Below are 14,444 nucleotides of genomic sequence, written 5' to 3' on the forward strand. Positions count from 1 at the left end.
GGCTGCCGCCGCGGGGCATTCTCAGACCGGGGCAGTTCGGAGTTCAGGTTGCGTCGGTGAGTAGGCCGAACTTGTGGAGCCGGCTCTGGCCGGGCTCGACTTGGGGGAGTTCGTCAGCCGGTTGTCGGCGGCTCCGGCCGTGCAAAGGTCGAGGTGGTGCCCCAGGCCCTGGATAGCTGTCGCTCATCGAGCTGATGGCTCTGGCGTTGGCGCCGTCATCACTGGTGCGGCGGTGTTCGCCACGACCTCTTGTGCGGTGACACCGGGGGCGGTCTCGACGAGGACGAGTGCGCCGTCGACGATGTCAAGGACGGCGAGGTCGGTGATGATCCGGTGGATACATGCTTTGCCGGTGAGCGGCAGGGTGCACCTGGAGACGATCTTGGGACTTCCGTCCTTGGCGGTGTGTTCCATGAGGACGATGACGCGGCGGGCACCGTGCACGAGGTCCATGGCGCCGCCCATGCCCTTGACCATCTTGCCGGGGATCATCCAGTTGGCGAGGTCCCCCTGGGCGGAGACTTGCATGGCCCCGAGGATCGCAGTGTCGATGTGACCCCCGCGGATCATGCCGAAGGAGAGTGCGGAGTCGAAGAACGCCGCGCCTGCCAGCACGGTCACCGTCTCCTTGCCCGCGTTGATCAGATCCGCATCGACCTGAGCCTCGGTCGGGTAGGGACCGGTGCCCAGGATGCCGTTCTCCGACTGGAGGACCACGTGCACGCCGGCGGGTATGTAATCGGGGACCAGAGTTGGCAGCCCGATACCGAGGTTGACGTAGTCACCGTCACTGAGTTCGGCTGCTGCCCGGGCCGCCATCTCGTTCCTGTTCCAGGCCATCAGCTGCGCACCGTCCTCTTCTCGATCCGCTTGTCCGCGGCCTGTTCCCCAGTGAGCGCGACCACGCGCTGCACGAATACTCCGGGGAGATGGATGTCGTCCGGGGCCAGCTCACCTGGTTCGACGAGCTCTTCCACCTCGGCGATGGTGATCCGTCCTGCCATGGCGGCCAGGGGGTTGAAGTTGCGCGCAGATTTATCGAAGACGAGGTTTCCGTGGCGGTCGCCGCGGGCGGCGCGCACCAAGGCGAAGTCGCAGGTGATGCCGTATTCCAGGACGCAAGTGCGGTCACCGAACAGCCCGGTCGGTTTGGGCGGTGAGGCCACGGCGACGGATCCGTCGGCGTCGTAGAGCCAGGGGATGCCGCCTTCGGCGACCTGAGTGCCGACGCCTGCGGGTGTGTAGAAGGCGGGGATCCCGCAGCCGCCGGCACGCAGCCGCTCGGCGAGGGTGCCCTGGGGCACCAGCTCTACTTCGAGCTCGCCGGCGAGGTATTGACGGGCGAACTCCTTGTTCTCGCCGACATAGGAACCGGTGACACGGGCGATGCGTCCGGCGCTCAGCAGCACACCGAGTCCGTGGCCGTCGGTTCCGCAGTTGTTGGATACCACCCGCAGTTCGCCGGTGCCCTGCTCATGCAGGGCGTTGATCAGGGTGGTGGGAATACCGCACAGGCCGAATCCGCCAACGGCGAGGGAGGAGCCGTTGCGGATGCTGGCCACAGCCTGTGCTGCGGAAGGGACTGACTTGTCCATGAGGTCCTTCGATCTTTCGCAGAGAGCCGCCGTGGGATGTCCGGGCCGCGCTGCAGAAGCAGCGGGCCCGGACACCCGGCGGTGCCCCGGGCTGTGCGGCAGCCCCGGGCACGAGCGGGACGCGAGCCGTGCGGTGGCCCGCGCCCCGCGGTCCGTTGGTCTCCTGCGGGCGGGGAAGAGAGAACGGGGGCTACTGATCCGAGGCAGCCAACAGTGGTTCGGGCACAGGACTGACCACACTGGGCGCTGCGGGCTGGTGCAGCTGGTCGCGGAGCTGGCCGATCAGCTCGTGCAGCTCCTGACCGGTCGAGGCGGCGCCGAACAGGTAGAAGTCGGGCCGTACGACCGCAGCGACGTGCTGGTGTTCGCGCATGTGGGGGAGGTAGCCGTTGTCCGTGTCGAGGTATCCACCGGGCGGAGCATGGTCGGCGTACAGCGCGACGATGCTCGCTCCGATGCTGTCCAGGAAGTCCCGGTCGGCTGCGTCAAGTGCGTCGCAGGGTGCCTGGCTGTCGGTCAGTATGGTGAAGCCGCCCCCGGCAAGTTCGTCCAGCAACGCGGTCTGTCCCTGGTGGGTGACCCTGTACTGCGGGGTGAGGTGGCCCACCCCTGCGGCGCGGTTTCCGTCGGCACCGCGCTTGAGAACCCCGTCTCCCAGCACCGGCGGCGGAGTCGCCGGCAGTGCGTGCCTGGGGTCGGCACCGGTGGCGATCATGCGGGTGTCGCGGGCTGCGGCCTCTTCGGGGTCCAGGACGCAGATGACCTGGCCGAGCGCCATCGACATCCCGATGGCGTGCTGGACATGGTCACTGCGCTCGCTGGTGTAAGTGTCCAGAAGGTCGGAGTCGGCGCTGCCGGCGAGAACCAGGTCGAGCTTCCAAGCCAGGTTCATGGCATCCCGCAAGCCGGAGCACATGCCCTGGCCGGCGAACGGTGGCATCTGATGGGCTGCGTCCCCGGCGAGGAGCAGCCGGCCCTCGCGCCACCGGTCCACCCAGCGGGCCTGGAAGGTGTAGACCGTGTGACGTTCGATCGTGGTGTTGTCCGGCGTACGTCCCCAGGGTTCCAGGAGCCGCCATGCGGTCTCGGAAGTGTTGAGCTCCTCCACGCTCTCGTGCGGCAACCGCAAGAACTCCCAGCGCCGACGACCAGGCCCACCGGAGACGATGGTGGTGGGCCGCTCGGGGTCGCACAACTGCCAGTTCATCGGCGACCAGGTCGCATCCTCGTGAGGGAAAGTATCGACGATCAGCCAGTCATAGAAGAAGCCCAGATCGGTGACGGTGGTGGCCATGCCGGAGCGCACGAAACTGTTGGCGCCGTCGGCACCGATCACGTAGCGGGCCCGCACCTCGCCCGGGCCGTCGGAACCTGCGGTGATCAGACGCACGTGCTCGTCCCGCGGCTCCAGGCCCACCACCTCACAGTCGCGGCGGACGGTGACGGTGGGCACTTCCTGAGCAGCCTTGGACAGCACGGCTTCCAGCTGCGGCTGGGAGAAGAAACTTGCCGTGGGCCATCCGGAAGGGCCCGTGCCGGACCAGTCGATGCGGACCAGGGCCTCCCCCGCGTGGTTGCGCCATTCGTAGTGGTCGGGCACCGGGTCGGTGACGGCGCGCACTTCGTCGCTCAGCCCGGCCGCCTGGAAGATCCTGCCGATCTCGTCATCGAAATGCACCGCGCGGGGCAGGTCGTACGGGCTGGGCCAGCGTTCCAGCACGATGACGTCGTGCCCGGCTTTCCCGAGCAGAATGCTCAGCATCTGGCCGATGGGACCGAAGCCGACGATGGCCACATCGTGTACAGGGGTGGGTGTTCTGGGCATGGTGCTACCTCGTCTCACTGTGGGTGCCGGTCATCAGCGCGGCGAGATCCTCGGGTGCGAGGAAGGACGGCGGGGGAGGCGGTCCCCAGTTGAACAAGCCTTTGACGCCGTCGAGGACTTCCGGTGTCCACAGCTGGTCGTCGACGATGCAGTCCATGTCGGAGTAGTACTCGCTGAAGTTTCCTGCCGGGTCTTTCAGGTACCAGAAGAAATTCGAGCCGGCGTGATGGCGTCCGAGCCCCCAGACATGGCGCTCAGGGTGGTCCTCGAGCATGGCCGAGGCGCCGCGGCCGACCTCGTCGATGTCGTCGACCTGCCAGGAGGTGTGGTGCAGGAACGTCACGGGGGCGGCCAGCACCAGGATGTTGTGGTGGTCGGTGGAGCAGCGCAGGAACGCCCCGTGGTCCTTGATGTAGTCGGATGCCTTGAAGCCGAGGCCGTCACGGAAGAAGGAGGTGGTCGCGGCCAGGTCGGTCGTGCCGATGACAGCATGACCGAGCTTGCGGGGCTGCACACGACCGGTGCGCAGGATGCCCGGGGCCCTGCGACCAGTTCGTTCGTTTCGGCCCGGACCGTTGTAGGCAGTGGCCGTGACGGACTTCTGGAGCAGGCGCGGGATGACCTCCACCACGGCACGCACCCCGGTGGCTACGTCATAGGCGGTCAGGGTGGTGCCGGACATCTGGCTCTCGATACCCAGCCGCTTCAGACGTGAGGCGGCAACGGCCAGATCGTCCGGTGTGTCGGCGCCGATGCGCACCTCGACGAGGCGGCGGCTCGAGGCGTGGACGATGCGGAGCTGACGGCCGGCATCGCAGGTGGTGAACCAGCCCTCTCCGTCGGGGGCGAGTCCAAAGTCGGTGTAGTAGGCAGCAGTCTCGGCTACGTTGGGAACCCCCATGGTGATGGAGGTCAGACGATGCAGTGCCATGGGTGGACTCCTTTGTCCGTCGGCATGACGTTCAGGCGACGAAGGTCTGGCGAAGTTCGCCGATGCCTTCGATGACGGAAACCAGCTCGTCACCGGCAGTCAGCCAGCGCTGAGGGTCGCGGCCCAGGCCCACCCCCGCGGGGGTACCTGTGAAGATGACGTCTCCCGGCAGCAGCGGCACGACGTCGGAGAGGCCGGCGATCAGCGCGGGAACGGAGAAGATGAGGTCGCGGGTGCGTCCCTTCTGCACCTCTTCGCCGTTGATCGAGCAGCGCAGCTCGAGGTCATCCGGGTTGTCGAACTCGTCGGGGGTCACCAGCCACGGCCCGATGGGTGCGAAGCCCGGGAAAGACTTGCCGAGGCTGAACTGCGGTGCAGGGCCTGCCAACTGCACGATGCGTTCCGAGATGTCCTGCCCGACCGCGAGCCCCGCGATGTGGCCCCAGGCGTCGTCCGCGGACACCTTTGAGGCCCTGCGGCCGATGACCGCGACCAGCTCGACCTCCCAGTCGGTGTGACCGCCCGGCGGGAGCGTGACCTCTGTGATGGGGCCGGTGATGCTGGTTGCGTACTTGGTGAACACCGGCGGCAGCCCCTTGGGGGCGGCGAATCCGGACTCGGCGGCGTGATCACGGTAGTTCAGACCGATCGCCAGCGTCTGGCGCGGTGCGGGCGCCGGTGAGCCCAGTGCGGACTGCTCGAAAAGCCGCCCGGCCTGCAGGTCGGCTTCGGCGGCCCAGGTACGGAACTCGTCCCACCGCTCGTAGACGGCCTGCGGTTCAGCGGAGAAGAGGCCGCTACTGGCCTCCTCCACATCGACCGCGCGGTCGCCAGTGATCAGGATCAGACGGCCCGAGAGATTGGCAATACGCACGATGGCTCCTGAGTTGGTGTCGGAACGGGCTCTTGACGAAGTGCTGGTCACACGGGCGCCGAAGCCCGCTGCGAGCTGGGGCCTTCGTCACTGATAACGGGCCCTTGCTCACCCAACCGATATTCAGCATGATGATTACCTTGATGTTGCGTCTGCGTGTCCCACAGCGTCAAGGGGTGAACGATAATTCTTCATGATGAATATGATGAGAGATCTTTTGGAGGAGGTCCCATGACTGCCAGGCCCGACAGCGCACCGGACTCACTGCCCCAGACGCCCCAGAAGGCGGCCCGCCCTGGCGTTCGTAGCCGCCATGACCTGCAACGCAGCGGCAGCAGGCCCCCCGACGCCGATGCGTCGCGAAAGGCGCGAAAGCACGGGAGTGCTTCGCGAACGCCCTCATCGGGTCGGGCCGAGATCGCGGCGGAACGTGTCGCCTCCCTCATTGCTGCCGCCGAACCGGGCGCCCGTCTGGGGACGAAGGAGGAACTTCGGACGCTGTGCGAGGTATCGGTAGGCACGTTCAACGAGGCTCTGCGGTTGCTCCAATCCCGGGGCCTCGTCACGGTCAAGCCCGGACCGGGCGGCGGACTGTTCAGCGCCGAGCAGTCGCCCATGGTCCGGCTCGGCAACTCAGTCCTCGCCCTGGACGCCCAGGCGGCCGACGTGGCCAACGCCGTACGCATCCGTGATGCCTTGGACCCTCTGCTCATCGAGGATGCGCTCTGGCATGCCTCGCCGGCCGACATCGCGGGGCTGCGTTTCCAAATCGAGGCGATGGAACAGGCGGTCGGCGCGGAAGACTCGGTCGCCTTCGTCCATGCCAACTGGCGCCTGCACGCGGCCATCGCAGCCATCAGCCCGAACGCCCTGCTGAGTTCGCTCTACAGCAGCCTGCTGGATCTTATCGAGTCGCATACTTTGTCCGTGCTGCCGACCAGCGAGCAACCACTGGGCGAGTACATCGCTCACCGCCATACTCTCCATCGCGACCTCGTTGACGCCCTTGACCGGAGAGACCGTGATGCAGCCTTGCGGCTGATTCGCGAGCACAACACCAGCCTCCAGGCCACTGAGGAACCTGCTCCTGGCCGCTGAACAGCACCTGCTGGAGAGACGGCTTGCTGTGGAGGCGTCGCGGAGGTTGGCGCAGATGGCGGGGATGATCCCTGCGGTCACAGGTGCTCCGATCCGTAGGTTGGGGGTTTGATGGTTATGACGTCACAGCGTCCTGGTTTGTGACATTGGCGTTGTCCTGACGACCCGCCCATCTGGGATAACGCCTCTCAGAGGCGCACTGGGCCGAAGCAATTCAGTGGGGCGGTGCGCGAGCGGGAAACGTACCGGGGCGCTCTCATGGTCGACACACTTCCGAAGGCACTGGCGTCGGCGTCCCCCTGTAACCATGCAGCGACCGATCCGAACGCTTGGCAAAGTTCCCGCACCTTGCCGCCCCCGTTCCTGCGCGACTCGACGGCGGGGTCGCGCAGGGCGACGAGAGTCTCGAGGCCGCCGGTCTCGCACGCCTCGCGGAACGCGGTGACAACCTGTCGGTGTTCCTGCGCTCTACCTGCCGGGTCGTTGGCTGGCGATACTCCGTCGGGCGGACGTGGCGAGTTCTCGGCAGGCCGCAGGGCTGCGGCCCACCGTCTCGGCAGTCTCGGCGTACGCCATGTTGAAGACGTCGTGGAGGACGAAGGCGACGCGCTCTGCCGGAGTGATTGAGTCCAGGACCACAAGCATTCCCATGCTGACCGATTCGTCGAGGGTGATGCGGTCGGCCGGATCGTCTCCGTCCTCACTGCCCGCGCTGGGCCACAAGGTGCCGTCCCGGACGGGCTCGGGGAGCCATTCACCGGTGTAGCGCTCGTGGCGGATCCGAGCCGAGACGAGGTGGTCGAGGCAGATCCGCGAGGCGACCCTGGTCAGCCACGCCAGCGGTGCGTCGATCCCTTGCTGCCCCTCCTCAGACTGGGTGTACCAGCGGGCGTACGTTTTCTGGACCACGTCCTCGGCGTCCTGCACGGAACCGAGCATGCGATAGCCGAGGTTGAGCAGTCGGCGACGCTCGGCTATGAGGGCGCCGAAGGTGGGGTCCTGGGCCGATCCGGGGGGCGTGGGCATGGCGTCGTCATCCTCCTCGGACGGTCTGCTGGGTGACGTGCTGCGCGAGCCACTCGTCGAAGGTCTGGCTGCCCCGGGGCCCCAGCCCGGTGGGCAGCTGGCCGTCGCCCGTCATGGCCGCGCCCGTGGCGCCAGGGAGTTTCACCGGCAGCAGCAGCCGGCGCTGCTGCCGGGCCCGCAACAGCCGGCCCACCATGTCCACGACCTGTTCGACGCGCGGTCCGGCGAGCTCGGGGGCCATGCCCTGCGGCGGCGCCAGGACGAGTTGCACGAGGTGCTGGGCCACCTCGCGGGCGGCAACCGGCTGGGTCCGCATCCGTGGTACCACTGCCAGCGGCTTCGGAACCCGGTCGAGGGTCTGCTCCGCGAACTCGTGGAACTGCGTGGCGCGCAGCACCGTCCACGGCGTCCGCCCGCTCTTCACCACCTCCTCCTGGCGCAGCTTCCCCTGGTAGTAGCCGAGGCCGACCCGGTCGATGCCGACGATCGACAACAGGACGTAGTGGCTCACCCCGGCCCGCTCACCAGCATCCAGGAGGTTGCGGCCGACGCTGTCGAAGAATGAGATCGCCTTCTTGCTGCTTGTGGTCGTCAGGTTGCTCACGTCGATGACTGCCTCGACGCCAGCCATGGCCGAGTCGAGTCCGGTGCCAGTCACTAGGTCCACACCGTGTGATCTTGACAGCGCCACCGGTTCCTGCCCGGCCGCGGCCAGCTCTTCGACCACGTACCGTCCGACCAGTCCGGTCCCGCCTGCCACTGCCACCCGCATGCCGGCTCTCTTCTTCGCGCTCATGCCGCCGTTGTTCCCCTGTGACTGTTGTTGCCGTACGTCATCGTGTGCCGTCCCGGCGCCCGGGGATGGCCGGCACCAGCAACAGCAGGGCCGCCAGCAGTACCAGTGCGGCCAGGAATACGACGTTGAGTACCTGGTCGCGTGTGTTGTACATGTCGAGGTGCTGCACGTGGTAGCTGAAGTGCAGCACATTGAAGACCAGCCACACCGCACCCGTCGTCTGCACCAGCCGGGTGTTCTGCACGGAACGCAGGGCGATGATCGTCAGGACGGCCAGCGCCAGGAACATGGCCCCGGCATCCTTGGAGAGGTGCTCGTTGTAGGGGCCGAGCTGGGGCAGCCAGCTGAGTCCGAGGCCGGGGAAGTTCGCATACCAACTCGTCGGGGAGAAATAGGCCCAGATACCTGTGTAGAGCGCGACCACGGCCAGGAGGCCGAGACTGATGTACCGGATTTTCGTGTTCATGTCCCTAAGACGAGACAGCCCCCTCGAATGTGAGACGGTCTGCCACCCGATTGCGTCAAGAAAATGGTTTGCGCAGGTCAGAGGGTTTTCGGCTGCAGACCATACCGGTACCGGTTTGAGTGGTGCCGATCCGTTCGTCCACGCAAGCACCGTGCGGAGAGGGCTGGGGGAGCTACTGCGGCGGCCTGCTGGGGCCGTGGATGGCAGTCATGGGTCTTTCTTCAAGGGCTTCGAACACCGAGGTGTCTCAGTGCGGCTGGCCCGCCTCATCACCCTGCTGTTCCAGGGAACGCCCGGGGTACGGGCCACCCGTACGCACGTGTCGACTGTCGACGGGTGTTCCTACCGAAGGCAGCCGGTGGAGGTTGCGCAGCCTGGACGCCGCCCAGTGCGCGAGGACCGAGGCGGCCCTGCCCGTACCGGCTCCGACCGCAGGCGAGGTCACGGCGGGGTGGGACGCCCTGGACGCGCGGCTCGTGGAACTGCTGACTACCGACGGCCGCATGTCCTTGCGCCATCTGGCGGCGGCGACCGACACGGGCCTGATGACGGTGCGCCGCAGACTTCAGTCACTGCTCGCGTCAGGAGTGAGCCTGCGCTGCGATCTGGCCCGGCCGTTGTCCGGGCGGCCGCTTCGCTGCCATTGCGCTGAACGTCGCCCTGGGCTGGATCAAGAACATAGGCCGCAGAGCGCCCTGGCCGGTCTCGATGACTGCGCCGACCCGGCCGGCGACCATGAGCTCCCCCGACATCCTTCGCGACGCCGTGTATTGCCCGGGGTGCGGCTGCGCCGTCGGCTGTTCTGGCGCTGCACGCTGGTCTGGCACCAGCGCCAAGCGGCGACGGGCCAAGGTCGACCCCGCGGGCAACGGCACCACGAGGGCTCTGCCAACAGAGCCACATTCAGGGCGTCTGTTTGAGGGGAGGGGTACCCGAGCGCCCACCGATCCGCATCAACTGCATCTCGTTGCGGTTGAGGCCTGACGCGGAGTGAACCCAGATCTCCTTCGAGCGCGGGGCCGGTCCGTCGGGCCGACCCCTTCGTCATGCGGCGGTTCAGTCTGCGCGCAGCACGGTCGGCCCCTCCTCCGTGATGCGGTCGACCACCGCTGAGGGCATCCCCTCGTCGGTCACGATGGTGTCGAGCCTGTCGAGGGCGGTCACGTTGAACCGCTCGACGGTGCCCCACTTCGTGCTGTCGGCGAGCAGTGCGACCGAGGAAGCTGCCTCCATGACCGCGCGCTTGAGCAGCACTTTCTCGGTCGAGTGGCTGGTCACGCCGTGGGACAGGTCCCAGGAGCCGGCGCTCAGGAAGAAGAGGTCGATGTTCAGCGCGCCGATTGTCTGGGCGGCGAGTGGCCCGCTGCTCGAACCGCTCGACACATCGACCTCGCCACCTGTGTGGATGGTGTGCACGGACGGAAGGTCGCAGAGCGCCAAGACGGCGTGGAAGTCATTGGTGACGACGGTGAGGTCACTGCGGGCGGCCAGGAACGGCACGACCGACTGGCAGGTCGTGCCCGCGTCGAGAAACACGACCATGCCGTCCTCGACGAGGCGCGCGGCCCTGTCGGCGATGGCTCGCTTGCGGGGCATCTCCAGTGCCGCCCGTGACGCCCGTTCGCGGGGCGGCGCGTGGCCGGTCCAGTCCGCCAGCCTGACCCCGCCCTGCACCGAAACCACCTGACCGCTCCTCTCAAGGGCGGCGATGTCCCGGCGCACCGTCATGTGGGAGACATTCAGCCGAGCGGTCAGGTCGCGGATGCTGAGCACTCCGCTGCTTCTCAGCAGGCGCAGGAGTTCCTGATGGCGTTGCTCGGGGATCAGGGGTGCCCTGCTCAATGTGTCTCCTCGTTCACTGCGTCTGCCCGATTCCTCGGTGACGGGGCCGGCGCTGATCAGCCTAACTTCATCTCATTGAGGGCGTGACAAAATGTGAATCTGTGTTCTAGTGTGTTCCGTCATGGTAACAAAATTTAACGCCCTGGAATCGATCACCAGTACGGGCGCCCTTCTGATCGTCCGCCTGGACAGCGCCGAGGAAGCCCTGGCCGTCTCGGAAGCGGCGATCGAGGGCGGTATACGGGCGCTGGAGATCACCCTCTCGGTGCCGGGTGCACTGGACGTGATCTCGAAGCTCTCCGACCGCTACGCCGACGACGGGGTCGTCATCGGCGCCGGTACGGTGCTGGACGAGCACGCGGCACACACCTGCATCTCGGCCGGGGCACGGCTGCTGGTCAGCCCCAACCTGAACCCGGCGATGCTCGCCACGGCCAACCGCTACCAGGCCGTCACGGTCAGCGGGGCCTTCTCCCCGTCGGAGATCGTCGACACGATGCAGGCGGGCGCCGACATCGTGAAACTCTTCCCGGCCGAGTTCCTCGGCCCGCAGTACGTCCGGACGGTCAGGGCCCCGCTCCCGCAGGCACCGCTGATGCCCACGGGCGGCGTAACCCCGGACAACGTCAAGGAGTGGTTCGACGCCGGCGTTGTCGCGGTGGGGGTCGGCAGCTTCGTCACGAAGGCCGCCCGTCCCGATGGCGACTACCGGCGCGTCACCGAGGCCGCCACGACCGTCCTGCGCGCCATCGAAGACTCGCGGGCGTAACGCCCGCAAGCCGGTCCCCCTCTCCCCGTTTCCCGGATGCGTCCCGTCCGCACCCTCGTCCCCGCACCCCCGTCCCCAACCCTTTAACGTGGTTCCCTTAGGAGCTCCCCATGGCCCAGCAGTCCCCCACGCTTGAATCTCTCGATACGGGCGGCACAGACCTGAGCAAAGCGATTCGCATCCGCTGGGTCCTGGTGGCTCTCCTCGTGATCGGCGGTGTCGTCAACTACCTTGACCGCGCCACTTTGAGCGTCGCCAACACGACCATCTCCAATGAGTTCGGCCTGAACTCCACCGAGATGGGGCTGCTGCTCGCGGCCTTTGCCTGGCCGTATGCCATCGCCAACCTCCCGGCCGGCTATCTCGTCGACCGCTTCGGTCCCAAGCAGATGTACGCCTGGGCAGCTGGGGTCTGGTCGCTGATGACGATGGTCACGGCAGCTGCGAACTCCTTCGGTCTGCTGTACGCGGCCCGGGTCGCCCTCGGCGTGGCCGAATCCCCCTTCTTCACGGCCAGCCTGAAGGTGAACGAAACCTGGTTCGCCAAGGACGAGCGCGCCCTGCCGATCTCGATCGTCAACACGGGATCGCAGATCGCGAACGCCATCGCTCCGCCGATCCTCACCGTCCTCATGCTGAGCTTCGGATGGCGCGGCATGTTCTTTACCGTGGGCGCGCTGGGCGTCCTGGTCATGCTGGTGTGGCTGCGTATCTACCGGGACCCCACCCTGCGCGAGATGGCGCTGATCAAGGGCGAGCAGGCGGCGGCCGAGGCCCGCGAAGCCCGCGAGGGCAAGGGTGAGGAGAAGGCGAGCTGGGGACAGCTGTTCCGGCAGCGGAACACCTTCTTCATGATCCTCGGTGCCTTCGGCATCTTCTACACGGTGTGGGTTTATCTGACCTGGCTGCCCAGCTACCTGCAGACCTCCCGCGGCTTCAGCCTCTCGGAGACCGGGTGGCTGTCCTCCCTGCCCTACCTCTGTGGCATCGCTGGTGTCCTCTTCGGCGGCCTCCTCTCCGGGTGCCTGATGCGCCGGGGCTTCTCCGCGGTCACCTCCCGCAAGGTCCCCATTGTCGGCGGCGCGGTCCTGGCGGCCGCCGCGGTCCTTCCCGTGGCGTACGTCGACAGCACCCCGCTCGCGATCACCCTCCTGTCCCTCGGCTACTTCGCCGCCCAGGTGCCGATGGGTTGCCTGTGGACCCTGGCCTCCGACATAGCGGAGCCGCACCAGGTGGCCTCCTTGGGCGCCATGCAGAACTTCGGCGGATTCCTCGGGGCGGCGATGGCCCCCATCGTCACCGGTGCGATCCTTGACGCCACGGGCAACAACTACACCTTCGTCTTTCTCGTCGGTGGAGTGCTGTTGCTCATCGGCGGCATGTCCTACCTGTTCTTCGTCAAGGACCGTCGGGCCACCGCCACGGCCTGACGCGGCACCGGGCGCGCCGGCGTGGCCCGCCCCGCTCCCCAACACCCCAAGCGAGCCGCACATGACCATCCCCCGGGCCTTCTTCGTAATCGGGCCGGCCGGGTCCGGAAAGACCAGCGTGGCCCGACTGCTCGCCGAGCAGTCCGGCGCCGCCTACATCGACAAGGACACCGCCTGCAACCGCTTCACCGAGGCACTCCTCGAACTCGCAGGTACGGACAGGACCGAGCGTGACCTCAACCCGTACTACCAGTCCGTGGTGATGGACCTCGAATACCTGACGATCCTGGATCTGGCCAGGGACAACCTGGCAACAGGCCGACCGGTCGTGCTGGACGCTCCGTTCGGCCGCTACTTCTCCCGGCCCGACTACCTCGACGAGGTCGCCGAGCGGCACTCCTGGCCGCGCCACATCGAGCACGTGGTGGTGCAGGTCCAGGTGGACTCGGACACCGCCCGCGAACGCATCCGCGCACGGGGCTACGCACGGGACCTGTCCAAGCTCACCGACTGGGACAGCTTCTGGGAGAAGGCACAGAACAACGTGTGCCGCTGGTCGAGCAGCCACCGGCTGGTGTTCGACAACCGGGCCGACGGCATCACCGCGGCCTCGATCGCCCGCGCGCTGGACGGTCTGACCTGACCCCCTTGATCGGCCGTCCTTCTTCGACCCCAAGGACACGGACGCTGTCGAACTGATCGAGGACCGTTCCCACGGCATGGTCCGCACGGAGGCGCGCTGCGGTTCGCACCCACGGCAACGTCTTCAAGGGGGAGTGTTACCCACCCCGACGGACCAGCGGTACTGCATCAACTCGATCTCGCTGAGGCTCGCCCCCGAAGAGGGCTGAGTCGGCTCAGTCCTCTTCGGCGTCTCAGGGCGCATCAGCGGGTGGATGACACCGGGAAACACCCGCGCCCGGACGACGGGCTCCGCCGATCCGCCCTGGAACAGGTCTGCTCCGCAGTCGGCTTGGACCCTGCCGGGTCGGAGCCCAAACGCCTGGCCGAGAACCAGATATGGCGGCTCCCCGGACAAGGGGTGATCGTGCGGATTGCGCGGTCGGGCCAGAGCGCAAGGGCGAAGGTTTTGGGTCGGCCTCCTTTGTACTTCGGGTGGAGCGAGCCGAAGCCGTCGGCGTTGAAGATATGGATCACGTCCCGAGGTGGCTCTACGGATGATCCGTAACAGGCACTGCCCCTCATCGTCATCGATCTCGCGTATGCGTACGCGTACGCGTTCTGCCAACCCGCCAGAGTGGTGGCTACCCGCCGCCCGACACAGCAACCAGGCGGTGCGTCACATCACAACATGGCAAACGTTGTTTACTACGGCACTAGGGCGTGTGTGAGGTCGTGATCACCAGGTCGTCTATGTGAGGTCGTTGATCCAGATCATGGAGGCCCGGAGGTGGAGGCCTGCGTCGTAGCTCTCGGGGCTCTTGTCGTAGCGGGTGGCGATGCCTCGCCAGGCTTTCAGCTTGTTGATCATGCGCTCGACGGTGTTGCGGTCCTTGTAGAGATCCGCGTCGTGGGTGACGGGCCGGCCGCCCCTGCTGCCTCTGTTCTTGCGGTGGGCGGACTGGTCCTTCTTCTCCGGGATGACGGCCTTGATGCCGCGTCTGCGCAGGTAGGCGCGGTTGGCGCGGGAGGAGTAGGCCTTGTCCCCGGCCACGGCGGCGGGCCGGGTGCGCGGGCGGCCGACGGGCAGCCGGACGCGGACCTTTTGCAGGACGGGGACGAACTGCGGGCTGTCGGCGGCCGGTCCGGCGGTCACCACGATCGACAGCGG

Annotated in this window: 14 protein-coding genes and 2 pseudogenes; 5 read left to right on the top strand and 11 right to left on the bottom strand. The window is 67.1% G+C overall.

Translation table 11 applies throughout. The annotated features are described in order from the left end of the window. Positions 1 to 183: 183 nt before the first annotated feature. The 5 genes from ACGFU7_RS41230 to ACGFU7_RS41250 all read right to left on the bottom strand — a co-directional run bounded on the left by ACGFU7_RS41230 (position 184) and on the right by ACGFU7_RS41250 (position 5,225). Positions 184 to 840 carry a CoA transferase subunit B gene (locus ACGFU7_RS41230; protein ID WP_393703234.1) on the bottom strand — a complete coding sequence of 219 codons (657 nt, stop codon included), beginning with the start codon at positions 838 to 840 and terminating at the stop codon, positions 184 to 186. Further along, positions 840 to 1,595: a CoA transferase subunit A gene (locus ACGFU7_RS41235; protein ID WP_393703236.1), complete on the bottom strand. Its 756-nt coding sequence runs from the start codon at positions 1,593 to 1,595 to the stop codon at positions 840 to 842. The genes ACGFU7_RS41230 and ACGFU7_RS41235 overlap by 1 nt, the downstream gene beginning before the upstream one ends. A 190-nt stretch (positions 1,596 to 1,785) precedes the next feature. Continuing rightward, positions 1,786 to 3,420 (bottom strand): bifunctional 3-(3-hydroxy-phenyl)propionate/3-hydroxycinnamic acid hydroxylase, encoded by a 1,635-nt coding sequence (locus ACGFU7_RS41240; protein ID WP_393703238.1) that lies wholly within the window; start codon positions 3,418 to 3,420, stop codon positions 1,786 to 1,788. 4 nt (positions 3,421 to 3,424) lie between these two features. Then, positions 3,425 to 4,351 (bottom strand): VOC family protein, encoded by a 927-nt coding sequence (locus ACGFU7_RS41245; RefSeq protein WP_393703239.1) that lies wholly within the window; start codon positions 4,349 to 4,351, stop codon positions 3,425 to 3,427. Positions 4,352 to 4,382: 31 nt separating this feature from the next. Beyond that, a complete protein-coding gene (locus ACGFU7_RS41250) occupies positions 4,383 to 5,225 on the bottom strand; it encodes a fumarylacetoacetate hydrolase family protein (protein ID WP_393703241.1) in 843 nt (280 codons plus the stop codon). 231 nt (positions 5,226 to 5,456) lie between these two features. Here ACGFU7_RS41250 and ACGFU7_RS41255 point away from each other — a divergent pair, with 231 nt between their 5' ends. Next, entirely contained in the window at positions 5,457 to 6,323 is an 867-nt protein-coding gene (locus tag ACGFU7_RS41255; RefSeq protein WP_393703243.1) for a FadR/GntR family transcriptional regulator, read from the top strand. A gap of 468 nt (positions 6,324 to 6,791) precedes the next feature. Here ACGFU7_RS41255 and ACGFU7_RS41260 read toward each other — a convergent pair whose 3' ends face one another. From ACGFU7_RS41260 to ACGFU7_RS41275, 4 genes are all read right to left on the bottom strand, one after another. Then, positions 6,792 to 7,349: a sigma-70 family RNA polymerase sigma factor gene (locus ACGFU7_RS41260; RefSeq protein WP_393703245.1), complete on the bottom strand. Its 558-nt coding sequence runs from the start codon at positions 7,347 to 7,349 to the stop codon at positions 6,792 to 6,794. 7 nt (positions 7,350 to 7,356) lie between these two features. Beyond that, complete coding sequence (locus tag ACGFU7_RS41265; RefSeq protein WP_393703247.1) at positions 7,357 to 8,145, bottom strand: SDR family oxidoreductase; 789 nt, start codon at positions 8,143 to 8,145, stop codon at positions 7,357 to 7,359. A gap of 37 nt (positions 8,146 to 8,182) precedes the next feature. Further along, the gene (locus tag ACGFU7_RS41270) at positions 8,183 to 8,611 is read right to left on the bottom strand and encodes a hypothetical protein (RefSeq protein WP_393703249.1); all 429 of its coding nucleotides are present in this window, start codon (positions 8,609 to 8,611) and stop codon (positions 8,183 to 8,185) included. 1,056 nt (positions 8,612 to 9,667) lie between these two features. Then, the gene (locus tag ACGFU7_RS41275) at positions 9,668 to 10,453 is read right to left on the bottom strand and encodes a DeoR/GlpR family DNA-binding transcription regulator (RefSeq protein ID WP_393703251.1); all 786 of its coding nucleotides are present in this window, start codon (positions 10,451 to 10,453) and stop codon (positions 9,668 to 9,670) included. A 121-nt stretch (positions 10,454 to 10,574) separates the two neighbouring features. Here ACGFU7_RS41275 and ACGFU7_RS41280 point away from each other — a divergent pair, with 121 nt between their 5' ends. The 4 genes and pseudogenes from ACGFU7_RS41280 to ACGFU7_RS41295 all read left to right on the top strand — a co-directional run. After that, entirely contained in the window at positions 10,575 to 11,222 is a 648-nt protein-coding gene (locus ACGFU7_RS41280; RefSeq protein WP_393703253.1) for a bifunctional 4-hydroxy-2-oxoglutarate aldolase/2-dehydro-3-deoxy-phosphogluconate aldolase, read from the top strand. A gap of 110 nt (positions 11,223 to 11,332) precedes the next feature. Next, entirely contained in the window at positions 11,333 to 12,652 is a 1,320-nt protein-coding gene (locus ACGFU7_RS41285) for an MFS transporter (RefSeq protein WP_393703255.1), read from the top strand. 61 nt (positions 12,653 to 12,713) lie between these two features. Further along, complete coding sequence (locus ACGFU7_RS41290) at positions 12,714 to 13,295, top strand: AAA family ATPase (protein ID WP_393703257.1); 582 nt, start codon at positions 12,714 to 12,716, stop codon at positions 13,293 to 13,295. 13 nt (positions 13,296 to 13,308) lie between these two features. Then, positions 13,309 to 13,503, top strand: a pseudogene (locus ACGFU7_RS41295) (peptide-methionine (R)-S-oxide reductase); the annotation flags it as partial. A 226-nt stretch (positions 13,504 to 13,729) separates the two neighbouring features. Here ACGFU7_RS41295 and ACGFU7_RS41300 read toward each other — a convergent pair. After that, positions 13,730 to 13,901 (bottom strand): annotated as a pseudogene (locus tag ACGFU7_RS41300) (IS630 family transposase); the annotation flags it as partial. A gap of 123 nt (positions 13,902 to 14,024) precedes the next feature. Beyond that, positions 14,025 to 14,444: transposase (locus ACGFU7_RS41305; protein ID WP_393703259.1), on the bottom strand; the 420-nt coding region annotated here is incomplete at its 5' end.

The organism is Streptomyces sp. NPDC048473, from assembly GCF_043200155.1.
GTDB lineage: Bacteria > Actinomycetota > Actinomycetes > Streptomycetales > Streptomycetaceae > Streptomyces.

What these genes read in the sequence shown, in the direction of transcription:
- ACGFU7_RS41230 (WP_393703234.1), bottom strand. Translation starts at nt 840, where the DNA reads ATGGCCTGGAACAGGAACGAGATGGCGGCCCGGGCAGCAGCCGAACTC.
- ACGFU7_RS41235 (WP_393703236.1), bottom strand. Translation starts at nt 1,595, where the DNA reads ATGGACAAGTCAGTCCCTTCCGCAGCACAGGCTGTGGCCAGCATCCGC.
- ACGFU7_RS41240 (WP_393703238.1), bottom strand. Translation starts at nt 3,420, where the DNA reads ATGCCCAGAACACCCACCCCTGTACACGATGTGGCCATCGTCGGCTTC.
- ACGFU7_RS41245 (WP_393703239.1), bottom strand. Translation starts at nt 4,351, where the DNA reads ATGGCACTGCATCGTCTGACCTCCATCACCATGGGGGTTCCCAACGTA.
- ACGFU7_RS41255 (WP_393703243.1), top strand. Translation starts at nt 5,457, where the DNA reads ATGACTGCCAGGCCCGACAGCGCACCGGACTCACTGCCCCAGACGCCC.
- ACGFU7_RS41260 (WP_393703245.1), bottom strand. Translation starts at nt 7,349, where the DNA reads ATGCCCACGCCCCCCGGATCGGCCCAGGACCCCACCTTCGGCGCCCTC.
- ACGFU7_RS41265 (WP_393703247.1), bottom strand. Translation starts at nt 8,145, where the DNA reads ATGAGCGCGAAGAAGAGAGCCGGCATGCGGGTGGCAGTGGCAGGCGGG.
- ACGFU7_RS41270 (WP_393703249.1), bottom strand. Translation starts at nt 8,611, where the DNA reads ATGAACACGAAAATCCGGTACATCAGTCTCGGCCTCCTGGCCGTGGTC.
- ACGFU7_RS41280 (WP_393703253.1), top strand. Translation starts at nt 10,575, where the DNA reads ATGGTAACAAAATTTAACGCCCTGGAATCGATCACCAGTACGGGCGCC.
- ACGFU7_RS41285 (WP_393703255.1), top strand. Translation starts at nt 11,333, where the DNA reads ATGGCCCAGCAGTCCCCCACGCTTGAATCTCTCGATACGGGCGGCACA.
- ACGFU7_RS41290 (WP_393703257.1), top strand. Translation starts at nt 12,714, where the DNA reads ATGACCATCCCCCGGGCCTTCTTCGTAATCGGGCCGGCCGGGTCCGGA.